This is a genomic window from Flavobacterium sp. HNIBRBA15423 (genome assembly GCF_052655965.1).
The window spans coordinates 4,265,453-4,282,259 of sequence record NZ_CP199751.1 but is presented as its reverse complement, the minus strand read 5'-3'; the positions used below and the strand labels follow the sequence as shown (position 1 = coordinate 4,282,259).

10 protein-coding genes are annotated in these 16,807 nt (G+C 30.9%); 3 read left to right on the top strand and 7 right to left on the bottom strand.

Translation table 11 applies throughout. The features are described 5' to 3' along the window. Positions 1-88: 88 nt before the first annotated feature. The 5 genes from ACULEV_RS18980 to ACULEV_RS18960 form a co-directional block, all read right to left on the bottom strand. Entirely contained in the window at positions 89-598 is a 510-nt protein-coding gene (locus ACULEV_RS18980; protein ID WP_445456625.1) for an Imm26 family immunity protein, read from the bottom strand. After that, complete coding sequence (locus tag ACULEV_RS18975; RefSeq protein ID WP_445456624.1) at positions 598-5,370, bottom strand: DUF6443 domain-containing protein; 4,773 nt, start codon at positions 5,368-5,370, stop codon at positions 598-600. Before ACULEV_RS18975 ends, ACULEV_RS18980 begins: the two co-directional genes overlap by 1 nt. A 6-nt stretch (positions 5,371-5,376) precedes the next feature. Beyond that, a complete protein-coding gene (locus ACULEV_RS18970; protein WP_445456623.1) occupies positions 5,377-9,021 on the bottom strand; it encodes a hypothetical protein in 3,645 nt (1,214 codons plus the stop codon). Positions 9,022-9,143: 122 nt separating this feature from the next. After that, positions 9,144-9,374, bottom strand: coding sequence for a hypothetical protein (locus tag ACULEV_RS18965; RefSeq protein WP_445456622.1), 231 nt, complete (start codon positions 9,372-9,374; stop codon positions 9,144-9,146). Positions 9,375-9,699: 325 nt separating this feature from the next. Then, positions 9,700-10,449 (bottom strand): hypothetical protein, encoded by a 750-nt coding sequence (locus ACULEV_RS18960; RefSeq protein ID WP_445456621.1) that lies wholly within the window; start codon positions 10,447-10,449, stop codon positions 9,700-9,702. A gap of 342 nt (positions 10,450-10,791) precedes the next feature. On the opposite strand from ACULEV_RS18960, the gene ACULEV_RS18955 reads away from it, so the two are divergent. Beyond that, positions 10,792-11,217, top strand: a complete 426-nt coding sequence (locus ACULEV_RS18955) for an OsmC family protein (protein WP_445456620.1) — start codon at positions 10,792-10,794, stop codon at positions 11,215-11,217. Between the two features lie 52 nt (positions 11,218-11,269). Here the strand turns inward: ACULEV_RS18955 and ade are convergent, their stop codons facing one another. Beyond that, positions 11,270-12,895 (bottom strand): adenine deaminase, encoded by a 1,626-nt coding sequence (gene ade, locus ACULEV_RS18950; RefSeq protein ID WP_445456619.1) that lies wholly within the window; start codon positions 12,893-12,895, stop codon positions 11,270-11,272. Positions 12,896-13,049: 154 nt separating this feature from the next. Here ade and recJ point away from each other — a divergent pair, with 154 nt between their 5' ends. Together recJ and ACULEV_RS18940 are read left to right on the top strand one after the other, a co-directional pair. After that, entirely contained in the window at positions 13,050-14,750 is a 1,701-nt protein-coding gene (gene recJ / locus ACULEV_RS18945) for a single-stranded-DNA-specific exonuclease RecJ (RefSeq protein WP_445456618.1), read from the top strand. Further along, complete coding sequence (locus ACULEV_RS18940; protein WP_445456617.1) at positions 14,743-16,011, top strand: MFS transporter; 1,269 nt, start codon at positions 14,743-14,745, stop codon at positions 16,009-16,011. The genes recJ and ACULEV_RS18940 overlap by 8 nt, the downstream gene beginning before the upstream one ends. Here ACULEV_RS18940 and ACULEV_RS18935 read toward each other — a convergent pair. Beyond that, positions 16,008-16,760, bottom strand: a complete 753-nt coding sequence (locus tag ACULEV_RS18935) for a UDP-2,3-diacylglucosamine diphosphatase (protein WP_445456616.1) — start codon at positions 16,758-16,760, stop codon at positions 16,008-16,010. The genes ACULEV_RS18940 and ACULEV_RS18935 overlap by 4 nt on opposite strands. Positions 16,761-16,807: the final 47 nt, after the last annotated feature.

The following is a 16,807-nucleotide window of genomic DNA, read 5'->3' as shown; positions in this document are numbered from 1 at the left end:
ACAACAAAAGCACCCTTGTTAAAAGAGTGCTTTTGCTTTTATTCTAATTACCACACTAAAGGATTCGTGCGGTAGCTGGGTAATATTCTTATTTTAAAACATTATCATTTTGTTCAACGGTTAAAATCCCTTTTAAAATATTTACATATAACAATTTGTTATATGCATCATTCCATTCACTTTTTTTATAATAGGCTTTAATTGCTAATTCAAATGCAACTGGAGCAATATAACTTCTATACTCCAAAATATCTTCTTCTAAACCTATAGCTTTTCTTATTTTATTCTCATAAAAGTCTTCTATATAAATTGGATTTGTACCTATTTTATAATAAGGAAGTTTAATCTGACTTAGATTTGACTTATTATTATCTATTATAATCCAATGTTTATGATAAAATTTAGCGTCAAACGTATTACCAAAAAAAAGGATATTATCTTGCATTAGCTCCTTGGTGTCTGGTCTTGACTTATATAGTCCTTCAAAAATTGCTATAGTGATTGTATTCTTTTTTAAAATATTAACAATTTGACCATAACAAAGTCTATTCTCATTGAATGAAAATTCAAATATGTCTCCTACTTGTAATTTCATCATTATTTTTTTATTACATTTTTTTTATTTGAGGTACTACCACTTGGATTTGATTTGTTAGTAGGCCCTCCTAATTTATCTAACGCTTGTTGTTCTTTCAAATCCAATGAAGTTGGAAATTTACCTGAAGGATTACCTCTGTCAATTATTTCAAATTCAAAAACAGAATTTGGATTTGCTCTAGCATGTTCTGCCTGTCTAGCAAGATATCTTGCTTCATTTTTAACTTGACCTATATACGGTTTTAAATTCCCAGTTATATCTCTTCTTAAATAAATTATACCTGTAGCATTAACACGTGGTCTAACAGCTAACCCAGATGCGGCACCTATAATATTTACAGGATTTGTCCATTGACTAAGTGCTGCCGCATATGCAAATTTAAGAAAATCAGTATTATCACCAGTCTGCCAATATTTAAGAGCTAATTTCCTTGCCCAATCAGTGTCTAACTGACTTAATATATTCTCTTGGCTTTCAGACAATTCAAAACCTATCAAGAATGCCTTCCATCGACTATTCCAATCAGAACTATTTAAACGATCTTCATAACTTACTCTAATATCAGCTAAGAAAACATCCAAATATTCATCTGATACAGTTACAACTGCATTACTACCATCATTAGTATTCAAAAGTTCATTCCCTTTTTCATCAATATATTTTGTTGCAAAATTTTCTCCAGTCAATCCAGTTGGGTCTGCATAGATAACAGGATTATTATTTGCAAAATGATATACTGATTTATCTTCTGAAATCTCAGATAAAGAATCAATACCATTAAATCTACCTAAAGCATTGTCATATTGACGATAATCCATTGCAGTAACGTTTAAACCAAGCTCATCCTGCCACTCCTGTCCATTATACTTATACTTCTGAGCCACTGCATTTCCTGTAGCTAAGTTAAGTAAATTATTTGAATCTTTATGTTTTAATCCAAAAGGATAGTAGTTGTTTTCTTCTACTATTTCACTATTTGGGTTTACCTGTCTTATGCTTACATCATCAAACCATACTGTTCCTCCTCCATTGTTGTCTATTCTTAGATTTAGCTTAGTAATATTTGGCTGTACTGTTACTTTTCTTTGTATATATACCCAGCGGTTCTTTTCTCCCATATTCTCATAAGCAACTGTTGTGAAATAACCTGTCTCGGCATCTGTCTTTTCAAATAAATATATCGCAGCTACAGGGTTATCGCTATACACCCATCCAGAGAAAATATATTCGGTAGGTTGTGTAATATTTATAGGAATCCATGTGTTGCTATGAACATACTTTACTGTGGTAGTTAAATTTTCTAGTTTGCCAGATATTGCTCCACTGTGCTTTTTTGTAGTGTCGTAAGCGGTTATTGTTTCTCCATAAATTGCTCCTGTGCTATCCCAACCACTACCATTTTCAAAACCATCGTAAAACAACTCGGTTGTCCCTGAGGTAATGACACCATCATTGTTAGCATCTGCATAAGACAGTCTCACATTGCCTAAATGATCTTTGTACTGGAATACATATGAAAAAGCACCATTATTATGCGATACATAACCTTCTGGTTGTGAGAAAAATTGTAGTACATTATTTTCGTAAATATAGTTTCCTATGTAGTCCGTTGTTGTCTCATTTATTGTGTAAGTTAAATTGGGATTATACACTGTTTCATATACTCTTTTCTTCAACTTTTGTCCAGTAGCATCATAAGAATAATAAATGACTTTTGGCAACGATTTAGTGTGTCCTTCAAAAACAATCATAGTAGGTAAATTCATATAATTGTAGGCTACTTCTATAATCCCTTTATTCTTATCTGCAATCATATTCCCATTAGCATCATACTCATAATCATCTCCTACAGTATTACCATCTTTAAACCCTTCTATTCCATTGGCAGAAAGTCCATAATTATCTTTTACTCCTTTTAATTGATTGGCATCATAGGTATATGTTAAATAATCAATTCCTATTCCATTGTTTGGATTAGTCGGATTTTGACTTTGTCTATTTAAACCTAAAATATTACCATTTCTGTCGTAACCGTGTATGTTTTCAAGATACTTATTATTAGTTACATCATTTTCCGCAGAATAAGCTGTTTTTAACCTGTTTAAGGCATCATAACTATAATAATAGGATTTTACTGCTGTAGAATTATTATTAGTGGTCCAGTTGGTACTGCTAATATTCCCATTATAAAGAGCTGTTCCTGGTGCTCCAGCATAAGTGTAAGGAGTATCTTGTTCGTTATAATTTAAATGAAAGGCAAAAAGATCATTGCCTAAATGCCCTGTATTATTTATATCTTTTAACCAACCTCTTATATTATAAGCATAATCTACTTCTTGTAAGGGAGTACTTTCTGTATTTCCAACACCTTTCTTGATTAATTGACCTAACTCATCATAAGTGTTTTTAACAATCAACTGTTCTGGTTGTGTGTTTATTTTTTGTACTTGAGTTAAAAGTCTATCTGCATGATCATACGTAAACGTATCCACAGCAGTCGTTGTTGTTCCGTTTTTTGTATGACTGGTTTGTGTTTTTAAAACCTTTCCTATAAAATCTAGCTTCATTAAAGTCCAGTCTTCAGAGAGTTGGTAGTCATTCTTAACATGTGTTTCCCACGCTCTTCCTTTTGCATCATAGTAAGTAGCTGTAGTTATCCAGCTATTATTTGTCTCTAATACTTTTACTCTTGAAACTGTAGGCAATCCTTTTACATTAGCTACTGCTGTCATCCCTTCCCATGTTCCAGAGCCATTTGCAGGATTAAACGCAACTTGGTTACCTATTTCATAATTATCATAATATTGAATAGTTAGAATTTCTATTTCATCTATTTGAAATGTATTTGGAAAAGCAGTATTGCTGTAATATATACTTGTACCTGCTATGGTAATTGGGTTCACTAATTTGGTTTCGAACCAAACTGGTGTGGTTTGACTATTAACTGTATTTTGAACTGTTGCTCTTGATTGGTTGGGTGTTGGATTTGTCCATATACCAGTGTAAGTAACTCTTCCAAAGGCATCATATTTTGTAAACAACCACTTGTTTTGTGTTTTTAAGTTAGCATCTTGGGTTAAAATAGGACGATCTAGTTTATCATATATAATATATTCCCAGTCTTTTCCTGGTAGCTTCTTTTCGACTAATCTATTTCTAGAATCATATTTGTATTGATAGCCTAGTTTGTTGATATCATCAACACTTACCGATGTAGGAGCTGGACCAGTAATCGTATTAAGATCTACTTGAAAATCCATATGAACCTCCTTTGCAATCGTACCATCTCCAGTTAAATAAATATTCCCATTTTGAATATAAGCAGAATAGTGCGTATCTGAATAAGTCCCATCTGCTAACTTAATAGTTACTGGACCTAATGTCATATCTGGTAAAAGAACATTAAAACCAATAGCTGCTAAATTTATGGCAATACTGCTAGTATTTAATGGAACATTTGCATTATCATAACTTCCAAAATAAATATACAATTGATTATTACCCAAATCTGCTTCAAAATAATTTGCCCATTCTTGATTTGGATGATTATATACCGTCTCGATATTTTCATTCTCAATATAAATGTTAGGATAAATCTGTTGCTCCATGGGATAAGTGTTAATCTCTGGAGACAAAACATACGTTAAATTCCCATAATCATCATACACATAATACGTATCATGCCATTTGTTTTGGTTATGTGTCCTTTTTAAAACTACTTGTCCTTGCTTGTTTTTAAACTCTACAGTGGTATGGTCTAAAACATCAGGGGAATTAACAACTATACTTTTCGTTAGAGTTGTATTAAAACTTACTCCTTGAAAAGATTGGGTACCATTATAAATATCTTGAGCATATAATGTATTATTTTCTATATATAAATTATAAACAGCAATACCTGTTGAAACATCTACCAAGTCTCCTAAATTCACATCTTCAATATTAATAGGGAAAGATTTAATGGCACCCGTTTTGAAATTCGTTTTTGGATAACAACTAAAATTAACCGTAAGGTTTAAAATATCATTATTTATATCCAAAACAAGATTATTTCCTGACATATAACCACTTGAACCTAATTTAAAATAATTATAAGAAAAACTTTCATTATAAGAAAATGATTTCCAATTTTCATCTTTTATAACACTTTTATATAATACATTTTCTGTATAATATCCATCCGTTTCTAATTGATGATTTTCTGTTGAATTAGCTTCAAATACAACTTTGAATTTTTTTACTTCATTCGTCTTATTAGAACCATAATCAAATTTTATTTCCTTACCATTGCCCATTGCCCAAGCATCACCTGGAGCAGCTTGCTTGAAAACTCTATTTAGAGGAGATCCCTCTAGTTCTTTTTCACTAAAAGGATTATTGGTAGTCTCAAAACTAGGATTTCCTGTTAACACCAAATCATTGGAACCATAAAAATTTAAAGTACTTATTTGCGCATTGGGAGCTAAATATAGATTTTGATTATCATACACATAAGGTAAATAATCTTTGATTTGTCTACCAAAAGCATCATATTCTATATGAGAAACAATATCTTTTTTACTAGTTGATTGTTGATAGGCTACATGTTGAATAGGTCGTCCTAAACCATCAAAATAAGTCACTTGAGTACTAGCTAATTCAGGATTTTGCAATGTAGTTGTAGGATTTAAACTTGGCCCTTTTCTTATGGTTGTCTTTATATAATTTTGATCTTGACTTTGTCCTAAAACAAGAATAGGAATTAAAGTTAATATATATAGTAATTTCTTCATCTTGCTTTAGTTTTTATAATGATATTCATTTTCACTCAATATCTGACCTAAATAATCTTTTACAAATTGCAAACGATTTAACGTATCATAATGATAAGTAGTTTTGTACCTCCTTGAATCAGTTATAGAAGTGACACCTATCAGTGGTTTGTAAGTGTATGTTGTTACCATAGCATTTGGTAGGCTATTTCTTAAATCTTCTAAAGCATTCAATAAATCAGTCTCAGTACCTGTTTCAGATGCAGAGATTGCTGCGCTCATTAAGTTGGAATCAATAATTGTATATCCTTGAGTAGCATTATCATAAGTGGGTTGACTAGCATTTTCTATCTTTGCAATTGGATATTTACCCTTATAACCCCATATATAGGAAACTCTCGTGCCATCTTTTCTAGATACTTCAGTAGGGTTAGCATATTTATCGTAATTGTGATAAATAACAACATCTTCTAAATCTACATATTCTCCTTTTGATTGTTTTATTTTATCAATTGCATAAGTATTTTGAAAATAATGTGTGGTACTTGGAGTATTAATAAATTTATATTCTGTTTTTTCTAATGAAATTGCTTTTCCACCAAGCACCGTTTTATTTTCCACAACAGAAGAAATCATATTTCTATTTACTAAAAAATTATAATTTGAAGAATTACTCAAATCATATGGGTATTTTAAAAACTTCTCGAGTAATTCTCCTTTTGAATTAGTTTCACTAATTTTTGAAAGTTGATTATAATTATCGTATAGATAATTTTTATTTGTTTCAATTACTTCTCCGTTAAAAAATGTTTTTTCATTAGTAGATGTTAAAAATGTTTGCGTTGATTTTATAGGATAACTACCAACGAAAAAAACTTTATAAACATCTCTTGTATTCCAATCTCCATTTGAAAACAAATAAGACGAATGGAAAATATGTTTTAAGCCTCTAAAACATTCGAAACTACTCAAAATATAGTTATTATTAGTCTCTTTTAATAAAGTATTATTCTTATCGGTAATTACTTGCTTGTAAACACTTCCATTATCTGGATGGATCTGATAATTTGGTAAATTTAATTCAGTAAATCTTCCATAATTATCTTGACCAAAACCTATCTCAGTATTATTAATATAATATTCAATAACTTTCCCATTATTAATATCTGTACCGCTATAGTAAGATGTTTCGTTATATTCTTCAACAACATCATAGCCGACATATTGTCCCATAGCACCCACAGACATGGGAACAAAATTATTACTATTTAATGTTTTTTTCCATCCACCAGAATTATAATACGTACCATCTTGACCGACATTTGGATTTAACCATTGTATATGAGGAATATGTAAAGAATTAAAATATTTTAACTCAGACATTAATTTCCCTCCTTGATAATTATATATTTTTTTTGAAGCTACTTTACTTGTACTAGAATAATTTGTTATTTTTTTTATTCTCAAACCACCACCATAACTTTCTACCTGATTTAAAGGAAAATAATCGTTATATGTTATATTAAAACTCGATTGACTCCAGTTGTTGTTAGCAGTTGGACTATAGATTCCACAGCCTCCACTAACTTCAAATACAACAATTCCTTCTTCAATATTAAATATTTCATTAGAAGTAAATTGATCTCCTTGATTAGCAATTTTGTTAATACTTCTCGAATATATTTTATATTGGTTATATAACGTTGGATTACTAGGATTACCATCTAAAAAATCCAAATCAGCTCCAAGAACATATTTTAACCCATAAGAATTCAAATGCGAGTTATACGTTGGGTTACTTGTTATATAGTCCAACAATTCTTTTTTGAATAGTGTGGCTAAAAAATAACAATCTGTATGTGCATTTGGATATTGAGGATAACAACCCTCAGTACTAAGTAATCCACTAATGTTAAAAATTGTATTTCCCCCATCAATTATAACTATTTCCATTGTTTTGGATCCTGGATTTGGAATTGTAGTTAATTGAATGTTTTTTGACAAACCTTGATTTATGGATGGAACTTTTTCATTTTCAAAACTATTAAGTTCGTAATCAAATGTTGTGTATCCTCCTGTAGGATATGTGATTTTATCTAAAATCCCTGCTTTTGCATATTGATAGACACTGCAATTAATATTATTCTTATAACTCTGAAAAACAGCATTTTCTCTTTCTTTATTAAATTTATAGATGTCAATAAATAATGAATTGTTTGTTAAAACGCCATTATAGTTACCCCAATAATCTCTTGCTAAAGATGTCTTTTTAGGTAACTGTTCAGAATCATACTGAAATAAATAAGGTTTATTACCTACTTCGGTAACTGACACTAATTTTAATCTATGTGTTAATTCTTCAGATGTTTTACTAATTAATGAAGAAAATTTCGTTAAATATAAGTCATTGTTAGTTCCATTACTGTGTCCAATAAAATAATCATATTCAAAATTAATTTTTTTAATTATGCTCCCATTTACTGATTTTCTTAATTCTATGTTGTCTATTTTTTTAGCACCAACTAAATCAATTCTATCAGAATAATTAAAAATTAAAGCCTCACCATTATTATAAATTATCTTATATAAATATGAAAAAGGTTGTTTAGTTATAGAGTAACTAGTTGAGTTATTACCTGAATAAGATGGAGGTATTTGAAAGCCTGGTTCTGGCGTAAAATATGAAATCGATTTTGATGCGTTTGGAAAGTTTGTTATGTCATTAGTACTTAAATATTCAAAAATAAATGATTCAGACTTATTAGTTTCAATGTTTTTTAATTGATAGACTCTAGAACTTACCGACCCCGTAACATCAATACTGTTACTAGGACCAACTGGTCCTGCTGCTTGTTCATAAGAATTTAAAACAATGGTAGTTTCTTCATTTAAATTTAAAATAAATAAATTTCCGTCAGGTGTGGTTATTTTAAAACTATCGGGTCTTGCATTAGATTGTCCTACAGCTTCAATTTTTATATTTTTATTTGTGATACATGTATAAGTATTAGCAAAAAAATCATAAATGAATTTTCCATTATATCCTGGCAAATTAAAATTAAATATATCTGGTTGATAATCTTTATAACCATTTTTGAACTCATTAAAAAAATCATTATAGTTTACTGTGATATCACAATTTGTTATTCCATTAGCTGATCCATCAAAAAAATCTCCCCATAAAGTAGGGTCTCCTTCGGCTAATGTAAATGTAACATTCTCACAATTGCTCAAAATGCCATTACCATTTGCATAACATCCACCTTGTAATCCACAAATACAATCAAGATAATTTGCAACATCAAAACTATTATAACTTCTTCTTGCGCCATCGTAATCATCAAAACCATTTACTTGTTGCACAACACTCCAATTTGTATTTAATGTCCAACCCAATCCTGTTGTTCCAGCTTCCTCTTCCACTTTAAATCCATTTGAATGATAATTTAATACAATTTGAAAAGGAATACTTTTACTTTCTATTTCGAAAAGAGGAATTGTGATATTTGGAACTCCAGTGTATTTACTTACTGGTATTTCACCGAATTTCATGAACTCACTTGCTTTTGGAGACAAAGGAATATACTCTGGCAATTTATTTGATTCATTTATTTGCCCAAATGAAATGATACTTGAAAAAGTGATTAAAAGCAATAAAATATTTTTCTTCATTATCTTATTTTTGTTTTTTAGTAATTGTTTTCAATAGATTAATATTTTTTTTAATTAAACTATTCATTTAAAATATAAAGTTTGTAAGATTTTTATGTATAACAAATCTAATGAACGCAATGTTAATATAATATTAATATTGTATCTAAAATTATTTTTTTGTCTTTATTGCCGTTTTTTCCAGAAATAGAGCTTCCTGCTAGAATAAATCCATAGTCTGGTGTGGCAATAGCATCATATAGAAATTCGGCATGTTTGCCTCCATAGGATTTTTCCCAAAGGATGTCTTGGGAATAGGTGAAACTGGTCGCAAATAGGAATGCAACCAAACATAAGTGGGTGTTTTTTATCATAAGAATAGCATATAATTTTTACTCGAGAATTAATTCAGGTCTGTTACTTGTGCCTGTTACTTCCTTTTTTATACGTTGTTAAATGTCTTTTTGTTACATCTGAACTTCTCTTTTTTTTAAATAAAGAGATTAAAAAAGGCTAAAAGGTTGGTTAAAAGACTTTTATTTTTTCTGCAGCAAAAATATGTAGGTTAGGTAATTAAAAATAGCTTTATTTTAACTTTAACTTTTGAGGTAGAAAAACTGTAATTTTTGTTAATGGTTTAAAAAGATTCCTTGTTGTTTTTTAAACAACAAGGAATGAGAAACACCAATTAGAAAACACTTAAAGCACCTCAATAATATTTAAAGCATTAAATGTTTCATTCTTTAAAGAATACTGTATTCCATTTATCTCTTGATAAAAAGAAATAAAAAGCAAAAACAACTGTGTGCCAGTGCCAGTAGGAACACTACTAGGAGTTAAAACACTAGAATTTGGAGCAAGAGAAAGAGGTAAGTTTACCATCGGGCTATACGCAATCATAGCATCTTCAGTTTCAAAATCAAGATGTAAAGCAACACTTTGCATACTAAAATGGGTAGCTCCTTGTGGAAACTGTAATTGCTCAGCAGGCACAAAATCCGTAAAAGAAACAGCACCTGTAACACCATTAAAATCAAAGGGAGCAAAAAGAACACTTTGCAAAGGAGCATTCGCATTAAAATCAAAACCCTTTAAAGTTTGTTTTCCTAGCGCAGTTGTAATACCTACACCTACTTTACGTTGTCCTCTTAAGGAAATCATGTCAAGATTTTTAATTTTAGACATTAATTGTAACATACGGCTAGATAATTTACTATCCTTTGCCCTAAACACAATAGAACCTAAAGAAGAGCGAAGCAATTTTCCTGTAGCAGCACTATGACTAAATTCTGCACCATTCTCTCTTGTTCTTACAAAATTAGGATCAGTAAGAATGCGTTCTTTAGAAACACCACCTTTTCTTCTTACATAATTTTTCCCATCTTTCTTGTAGAAGGTTAAGTCCTCAACCGTACCTTCAATTTTTAAAAGTCCATTAACTTTTGCCATACTATTATTTATTTATTGTTAGAGGACAAAAATAACAATTGTTAGAAAATAATCAAACAAAAAGAAGAAAAAAATCTAATAAATTTTCAAACAAAAACGTAATTCGTTAATAATCAACAATTAATTATTAAAAAATATATGATTCTTTTAGGACGGGTCAATCAACGGGTTAACTCCATACTTACTTGCTTCTTACTCCCAATCAAAGGTTAATCAAAGGTTAGGATACTGGGAGCAAATAGTATGAAAATAGAAAATAATCTTAGCACAAATAGAATTAACAATTCTAGTAAAAAATAGTAAAGTAGTTTGTTTAAATTTGTTGGTAAAAAAAACAAAAAAATGACAACACATATCACAACCACAACTTGGAAAGGAAAAATGCAATTTGAATCTACTAATCCTAGTGGAGAAACCTTTTTAATCAATGCAGCACCAGAACATGGAGGAGAAGGAGCTGGTTTACGTCCAAAAGCATTGATGCTTTCTTCTTTGGCAGGTTGTTCGGGTTTGGATGTAGCGTCTCTATTGGAAAAAATGAAATTAGAAGTCCATGATTTTAAAATACAAACTATTGCCAATCTAACAGAAGAACATCCAAAAGTATATGACAATGTAATTGTAGAATATCATTTCTATGGAAACAATCTAGACGAAGTCAAACTTGAAAAAGCAGTCAATTTATCAGTAGAAAAATATTGTGGTGTTATGGAAATGTTCAGAAAATTTGCTCATGTTGAGATAAAAATGGTGTATCACAAAGAATAAAAAAATGCAATATCTTAAACTCTTTCAAGAACCTGCTTTTCCTTACTTTTCATTAGCCATTAATTTCTAAGTCCACAAAAGAAAAACTAGTTCCACTAAACAAACCCTTATCCGATAGTTTCAAATCTGGAATTACCAATAAAGCCATAAAAGAAAGTGTCATAAAAGGAGCATGTAATTGACTACCGTATTCTTTTGCTTGGGCATCAATTTCTTGGTATAACCTTCCTGTTTCCCAGCCGTCTTTAGCACTCATTATTCCTGCAACAGGCAAAGATAAAACACTTCTTTCATCTCCATTTACAGCACAAACACCACCTTTGTTTTCAATGAGCACATTCACAGCGCTACAAATCGCTTCATCTGTAGTACCTACAACAACAATGTTATGACAATCATGAGCTACAGAACTAGCAATGGCTCCTTTTTTTAAACCAAAATTCTTAATAAATGCAATCGCTGGTTTTGTGTTTTCATATCGATTCACTACAGCCATCTTAAGAATGTCATTTTCAATATCAGAAATAAGTTTGCCATCTTGTATGAGTGATGTACAATGAATTTCATTGGTAATCAATTGACCTTCTAAGGCTTCAATAACTCTAATTTTGTTTGCAGTACTTACAATTTCAAAATCAGCTACACTTTTTGCAGTAATATTAAAGTTATTAGGAGTATTAAAAGGAACATGCTTCACATAAGATTTTCCATTTTCAGCCACTAATTCACCCTCAATATAGGTTTGGATAACACGGAAATCAATCAGATTTTCTACAACAATAAAATCCGCAGCATCATTTTCTTGTAGCAAACCCACATTCATATTATAATGATAAACAGGATTTATACAAGCTACTTGCAATACTTTAAAAAGATCCATGCCTTTAGCAATAGCTCTTGCACACAATGCATTAATGTGGCTTACAATTAAATCATCAGGATGCTTGTCATCAGAGCAAAACATCATATTTTCGTAATGTTCAGGAAGTAAATCAATTAAAGCTTCAAAGTTTTTGGCAGCACTTCCTTCTCGAATAATTACTTTCATACCAAACGATAATTTTTCTTTGGCTTCTTCATAGGTAAAACATTCATGGTCTGTTGTTATACCAGCTCCAATATATTTTTGTAATGGTTCTCCTCTTAAACCAGGAGCATGACCGTCAACAGGTTTTTTAAAATGTTTTGCCCATTTTATTTTTTTCAAAACTTCTGCATCATCAAATAAAACACCTGGGTAGTTCATCATTTCTGCTAAATAATGAATATCTGGAGATGTTAATAATTCTTTTATACCTTCGGAGTCAATTATTGCTCCTGCGGTTTCAAAAGAAGTAGCAGGAACACAAGACGGTGCTCCAAAATGAAACTTCAGTGGCACTTGTTTGCTATTTTCAATCATATAGTAAACACCCTCTTTTCCTAAAACATTAGCAATTTCATGAGGGTCAGAAATCGTAGCAACAGTTCCGTGTAAAACAGCAATTTTAGCAAATTCAGAAGGGACTAACATCGAACTTTCAATGTGAATATGAGCATCTATAAAACCTGGAAGAATATATGATTTTATGTCATGTTCTTTTTCGATTATCGATTTTATTTTTCCATTTTCAACAGTAATTTCACCAGCGTAAATACGTTTATTTGGAATATCTACAATTTGTCCTTGAATTTGCATGCTTTAATTTTAAGTAATACTGCCAAAAATAGCCAAATTTTATTTGGTACTAAAATAAGCTTACATCAATTTTAATACTAAATTTGTATTTCAATTATACAAGCCAAAAGTAAAGAATGCTAAATTCTTAGTTCTAATTTCTAAATTAACAAAAATGCGTTGGAATTTAAAAGCAAAGCCAGAAAAACAAAAAGTACAAGCCTTACAAAATGCACTTCAGGTAGATGAAATTATCGCTACTCTATTAGTTCAAAGAGGAATTGAAACCTTTGAACAAGCCAAATCTTTTTTTCGTCCCACTTTAGAAGATATTCATAATCCCTATCTCATGAAAGATATGGATAAAGCGGTGAGTCGTATTGAAAGAGCAATAACAAATAACGAAAAAATTCTAGTTTTTGGAGATTATGATGTGGATGGAACAACAGCAGTTTCACTAGTATCAAGTTACATAAAAACGTTCTATTCTAATGCAGCTACCTATATTCCAGATCGTTATTTAGAAGGATATGGAGTTTCCTTCAAAGGAATTGATTTTGCTAATGACAATGGTTTCTCGTTAATCATTGCGTTGGATTGCGGTATCAAATCTATTGACCAAGTTAAGTATGCCAAAGAAAGAAATATAGATTTTATTATTTGTGATCACCATAGACCAGGTGATACTTTGCCAGATGCAATTGCGGTTTTAGATCCAAAACGTAGTGATTGTACTTATCCTTATGATGAATTATGCGGTTGTGGCATTGGGTTTAAGTTAATTCAAGCCTTAGGGCAAAATAGAAATCAAACCCTAGAAGATTTAATACCCTATTTAGATTTAGTAGCTACAGCTATTGCAGCAGATATTGTTCCTATGACAGGAGAAAATCGTGTGCTGGCAAAATTTGGATTAGAAGTAATTAATTCAAATCCACGATCTGGTATAAAAGCATTGGTACAAAACATAAAAAAGAAAACATTAACCATAACCGATGTTGTTTTTATAGTCGCTCCAAGAATCAATGCAGCAGGCCGAATAAAACATGGTGATTATGCAGTACAATTATTAACTGAATTTGATTTAGAACAAGCCGAAGCCTTTGCCAAAGAAATTGAAGAAAACAATACAGAACGAAGAGGTTTAGACAAACAAATTACCAAAGAAGCCTTACAACAAATTCAGGAAAATAAAGAAGAAACTCGTTTTACAACTGTTGTGTATGATGAAAATTGGCACAAAGGAGTAATTGGAATAGTAGCTTCAAGATTGACCGAAACTTATTATAGACCTACATTAGTCTTTACCAAAAGTGGTGAAAAACTAGCAGCTTCAGCACGTTCAGTTCAAGATTTTGATGTGTACAATGCTTTGGAAGCTTGCGCAGAACATTTGGAACAATTTGGAGGACACATGTATGCTGCTGGAATGACCTTGAAAGAAGAAAATTATGAAAATTTCAAAAAAGCTTTTGAAAAAGTAGTCCAAGAAACTATCGAACCTAATTTGTTAATTCCAGAGATTACCATAGATATGCAAATTGATTTTTCAGATATTAATCCAAAGTTAGTTCGCATTTTAAAAGAATTTGAGCCATTTGGCCCTCAAAATATGCATCCTATTTTTATGACTAAAGAAGTTGTCGATACTGGTTATGCAAAAACATTAGGAAGTGAAGAAGAACATTTAAAATTATTTGTCAAACAAAAAGACAGTGAAGGTATAGGAGCAATTGGTTTTGGACAAGGAAAACATTTATCCTTAGTACAAAATAAAAATCCATTTCAAGTGGCTTATATATTAGATGAAAATGAATGGAATAATCAAACGAGTTTGCAATTAAATATTAGAGCAATAAAACAAAATAATGGCTAAAAAAGATCCTTACGCAGCATTACGTTTTAAAGAGTTTCGTTTTTTTTTATTCATCCGTTTTGCCATGGTTTTTGCTTGGGCAATGCAATTTGTAATTATTGAATGGGAAGTATATAGTATCACAAAAGATCCATGGAAATTAGCTTTAATAGGATTAATTGAATTTATTCCAGCACTTCTGACCGCTTTATTTGCTGGACATGTTGTGGATCAAAAAGAGAAGAAAAGTTTGCTAATTAAATGTTTACTAGGTTTTTCTTTGATTAGTTTAGGGTTGTTTTTAATAACAGTACCAAGTATTCAAGAATCTCTTTCACTTTCTAATGTATTGCTGATTGTTTATATCCTTGTTTTCCTTGGAGGTTTTGTTCGTGCTTTCATTGGACCAACCGTTTTTTCTTTATTGTCTTTAATTGTTCCAAAGAAACATTATCCTAATGCAGCAACTTGGAGTAGTTCTACATGGCAGATGGGTTCTGTATTTGGACCAGCTGTTGCGGGAATTTCAATTGGACTCATGGGAGTACATTGGTCAATGTGCTTGGTTTTTGGGTTCACAATTTTAGCTTTAATTGGCTTAAGCCAGATTGAAAGAAAACCCATTCTCAATCCAAAAATTGGCGAACCTATTTTCCAGAGCTTGAAAGAAGGAGTGCGTTTTGTGTTTAAAAATCAAACCATTTTAGGAGCCATTTCGTTAGATATGTTTGCTGTTTTATTTGGTGGAGCAGTTGCGTTACTTCCTATTTTCGCTCAAGATATTTTAAAAGTAGGCTCAGAAGGATTTGGAGTTTTAAGAGCTGCACCAGCAGTAGGTTCAATTATAACAATGTTTGCTGCTGCATATTTTTCATTAAATAAAAATGCAGGGAAAAAGTTATTAATTGCTATTTTTATATTTGGAGGCAGTATAATTCTTTTTGGTCTTTCCGAAATTTTTTGGATTTCAGTTTTTGCCTTGTTTTTAAGTGGTGTGGCAGATGGGGTCTCTGTTGTGATTCGAAATACTATTTTACAACTTCATACACCAGATCATATGAGAGGAAGAGTTTCTTCAGTAAATTCAATATTTGTAGGGTCCTCAAATGAACTTGGTGCTTTTGAAAGTGGTGTTACCGCAAAATTAATGGGAGCAGTAAAAGCAGTTGTTTTTGGTGGATGTATGACAATTGGAACAGTATTGGTAACCGCTTGTGTGTCACCAAAGTTTAGAAACTTGGACTTAGAAAAAGAAGTGGAAGATTTAGAGAAAGAAGATTAGTTTTTATATTCTTTTAATTCAAATGTCTCTCCATCAAAGACTCCATAAGTAAAATAACCAATCCAGTCACCTAAATTTATATATTTTGAATTTTCTGATACATCAATAATCATAGGTAAATGACGATGACCAAAAACAAAATAGTCATAATTTTTAGTTTCTAATTTGCGTTTAGCATATTGAACTAACCATTCATTTTCTTCACCTAAGAATTTAACATCCTCAGTTCCTGAAATCAATTTGTTTTTAACAGATAGATATTGTGCTAATTTTACACCAATATCAGGATGCAACCATCGGAAAAGCCATTTTGAAAAAGAATTAGTAAATACCTTTTTCATTCTTTTGTAACCTTTGTCTCCAGGTCCTTTTCCATCACCATGACCTATTAGAAAAGTTTTCCCATTAAATATAAATTCCTGATTATCATGATGTACTGGAATATTCAATTCTTTCTGAAAATAATCATGCATCCATAAATCATGATTACCTACAAAGAAATAAATAGGAATTCCAGAATCTCTTATCTCAGCAAGTTTTCCTAAAACTCTAACAAAACCTTTGGGCACAACAGTTTTATATTCGAACCAAAAATCAAATAAATCACCTAGGAGAAATATAGCTTTAGCATCTTTTTTTATCTCATCCAACCATGCTACAAATTTTTGTTCTCTTGGGAAACTTTTTTCTGGATTAGGAGCCCCAAAATGTTGGTCAGATGCGAAATAAATTTTTAATTGGTTTTCCAATTTGAATATTGTTTTTGTCTTCTGCAAAATTAAACAAAAAAATGATG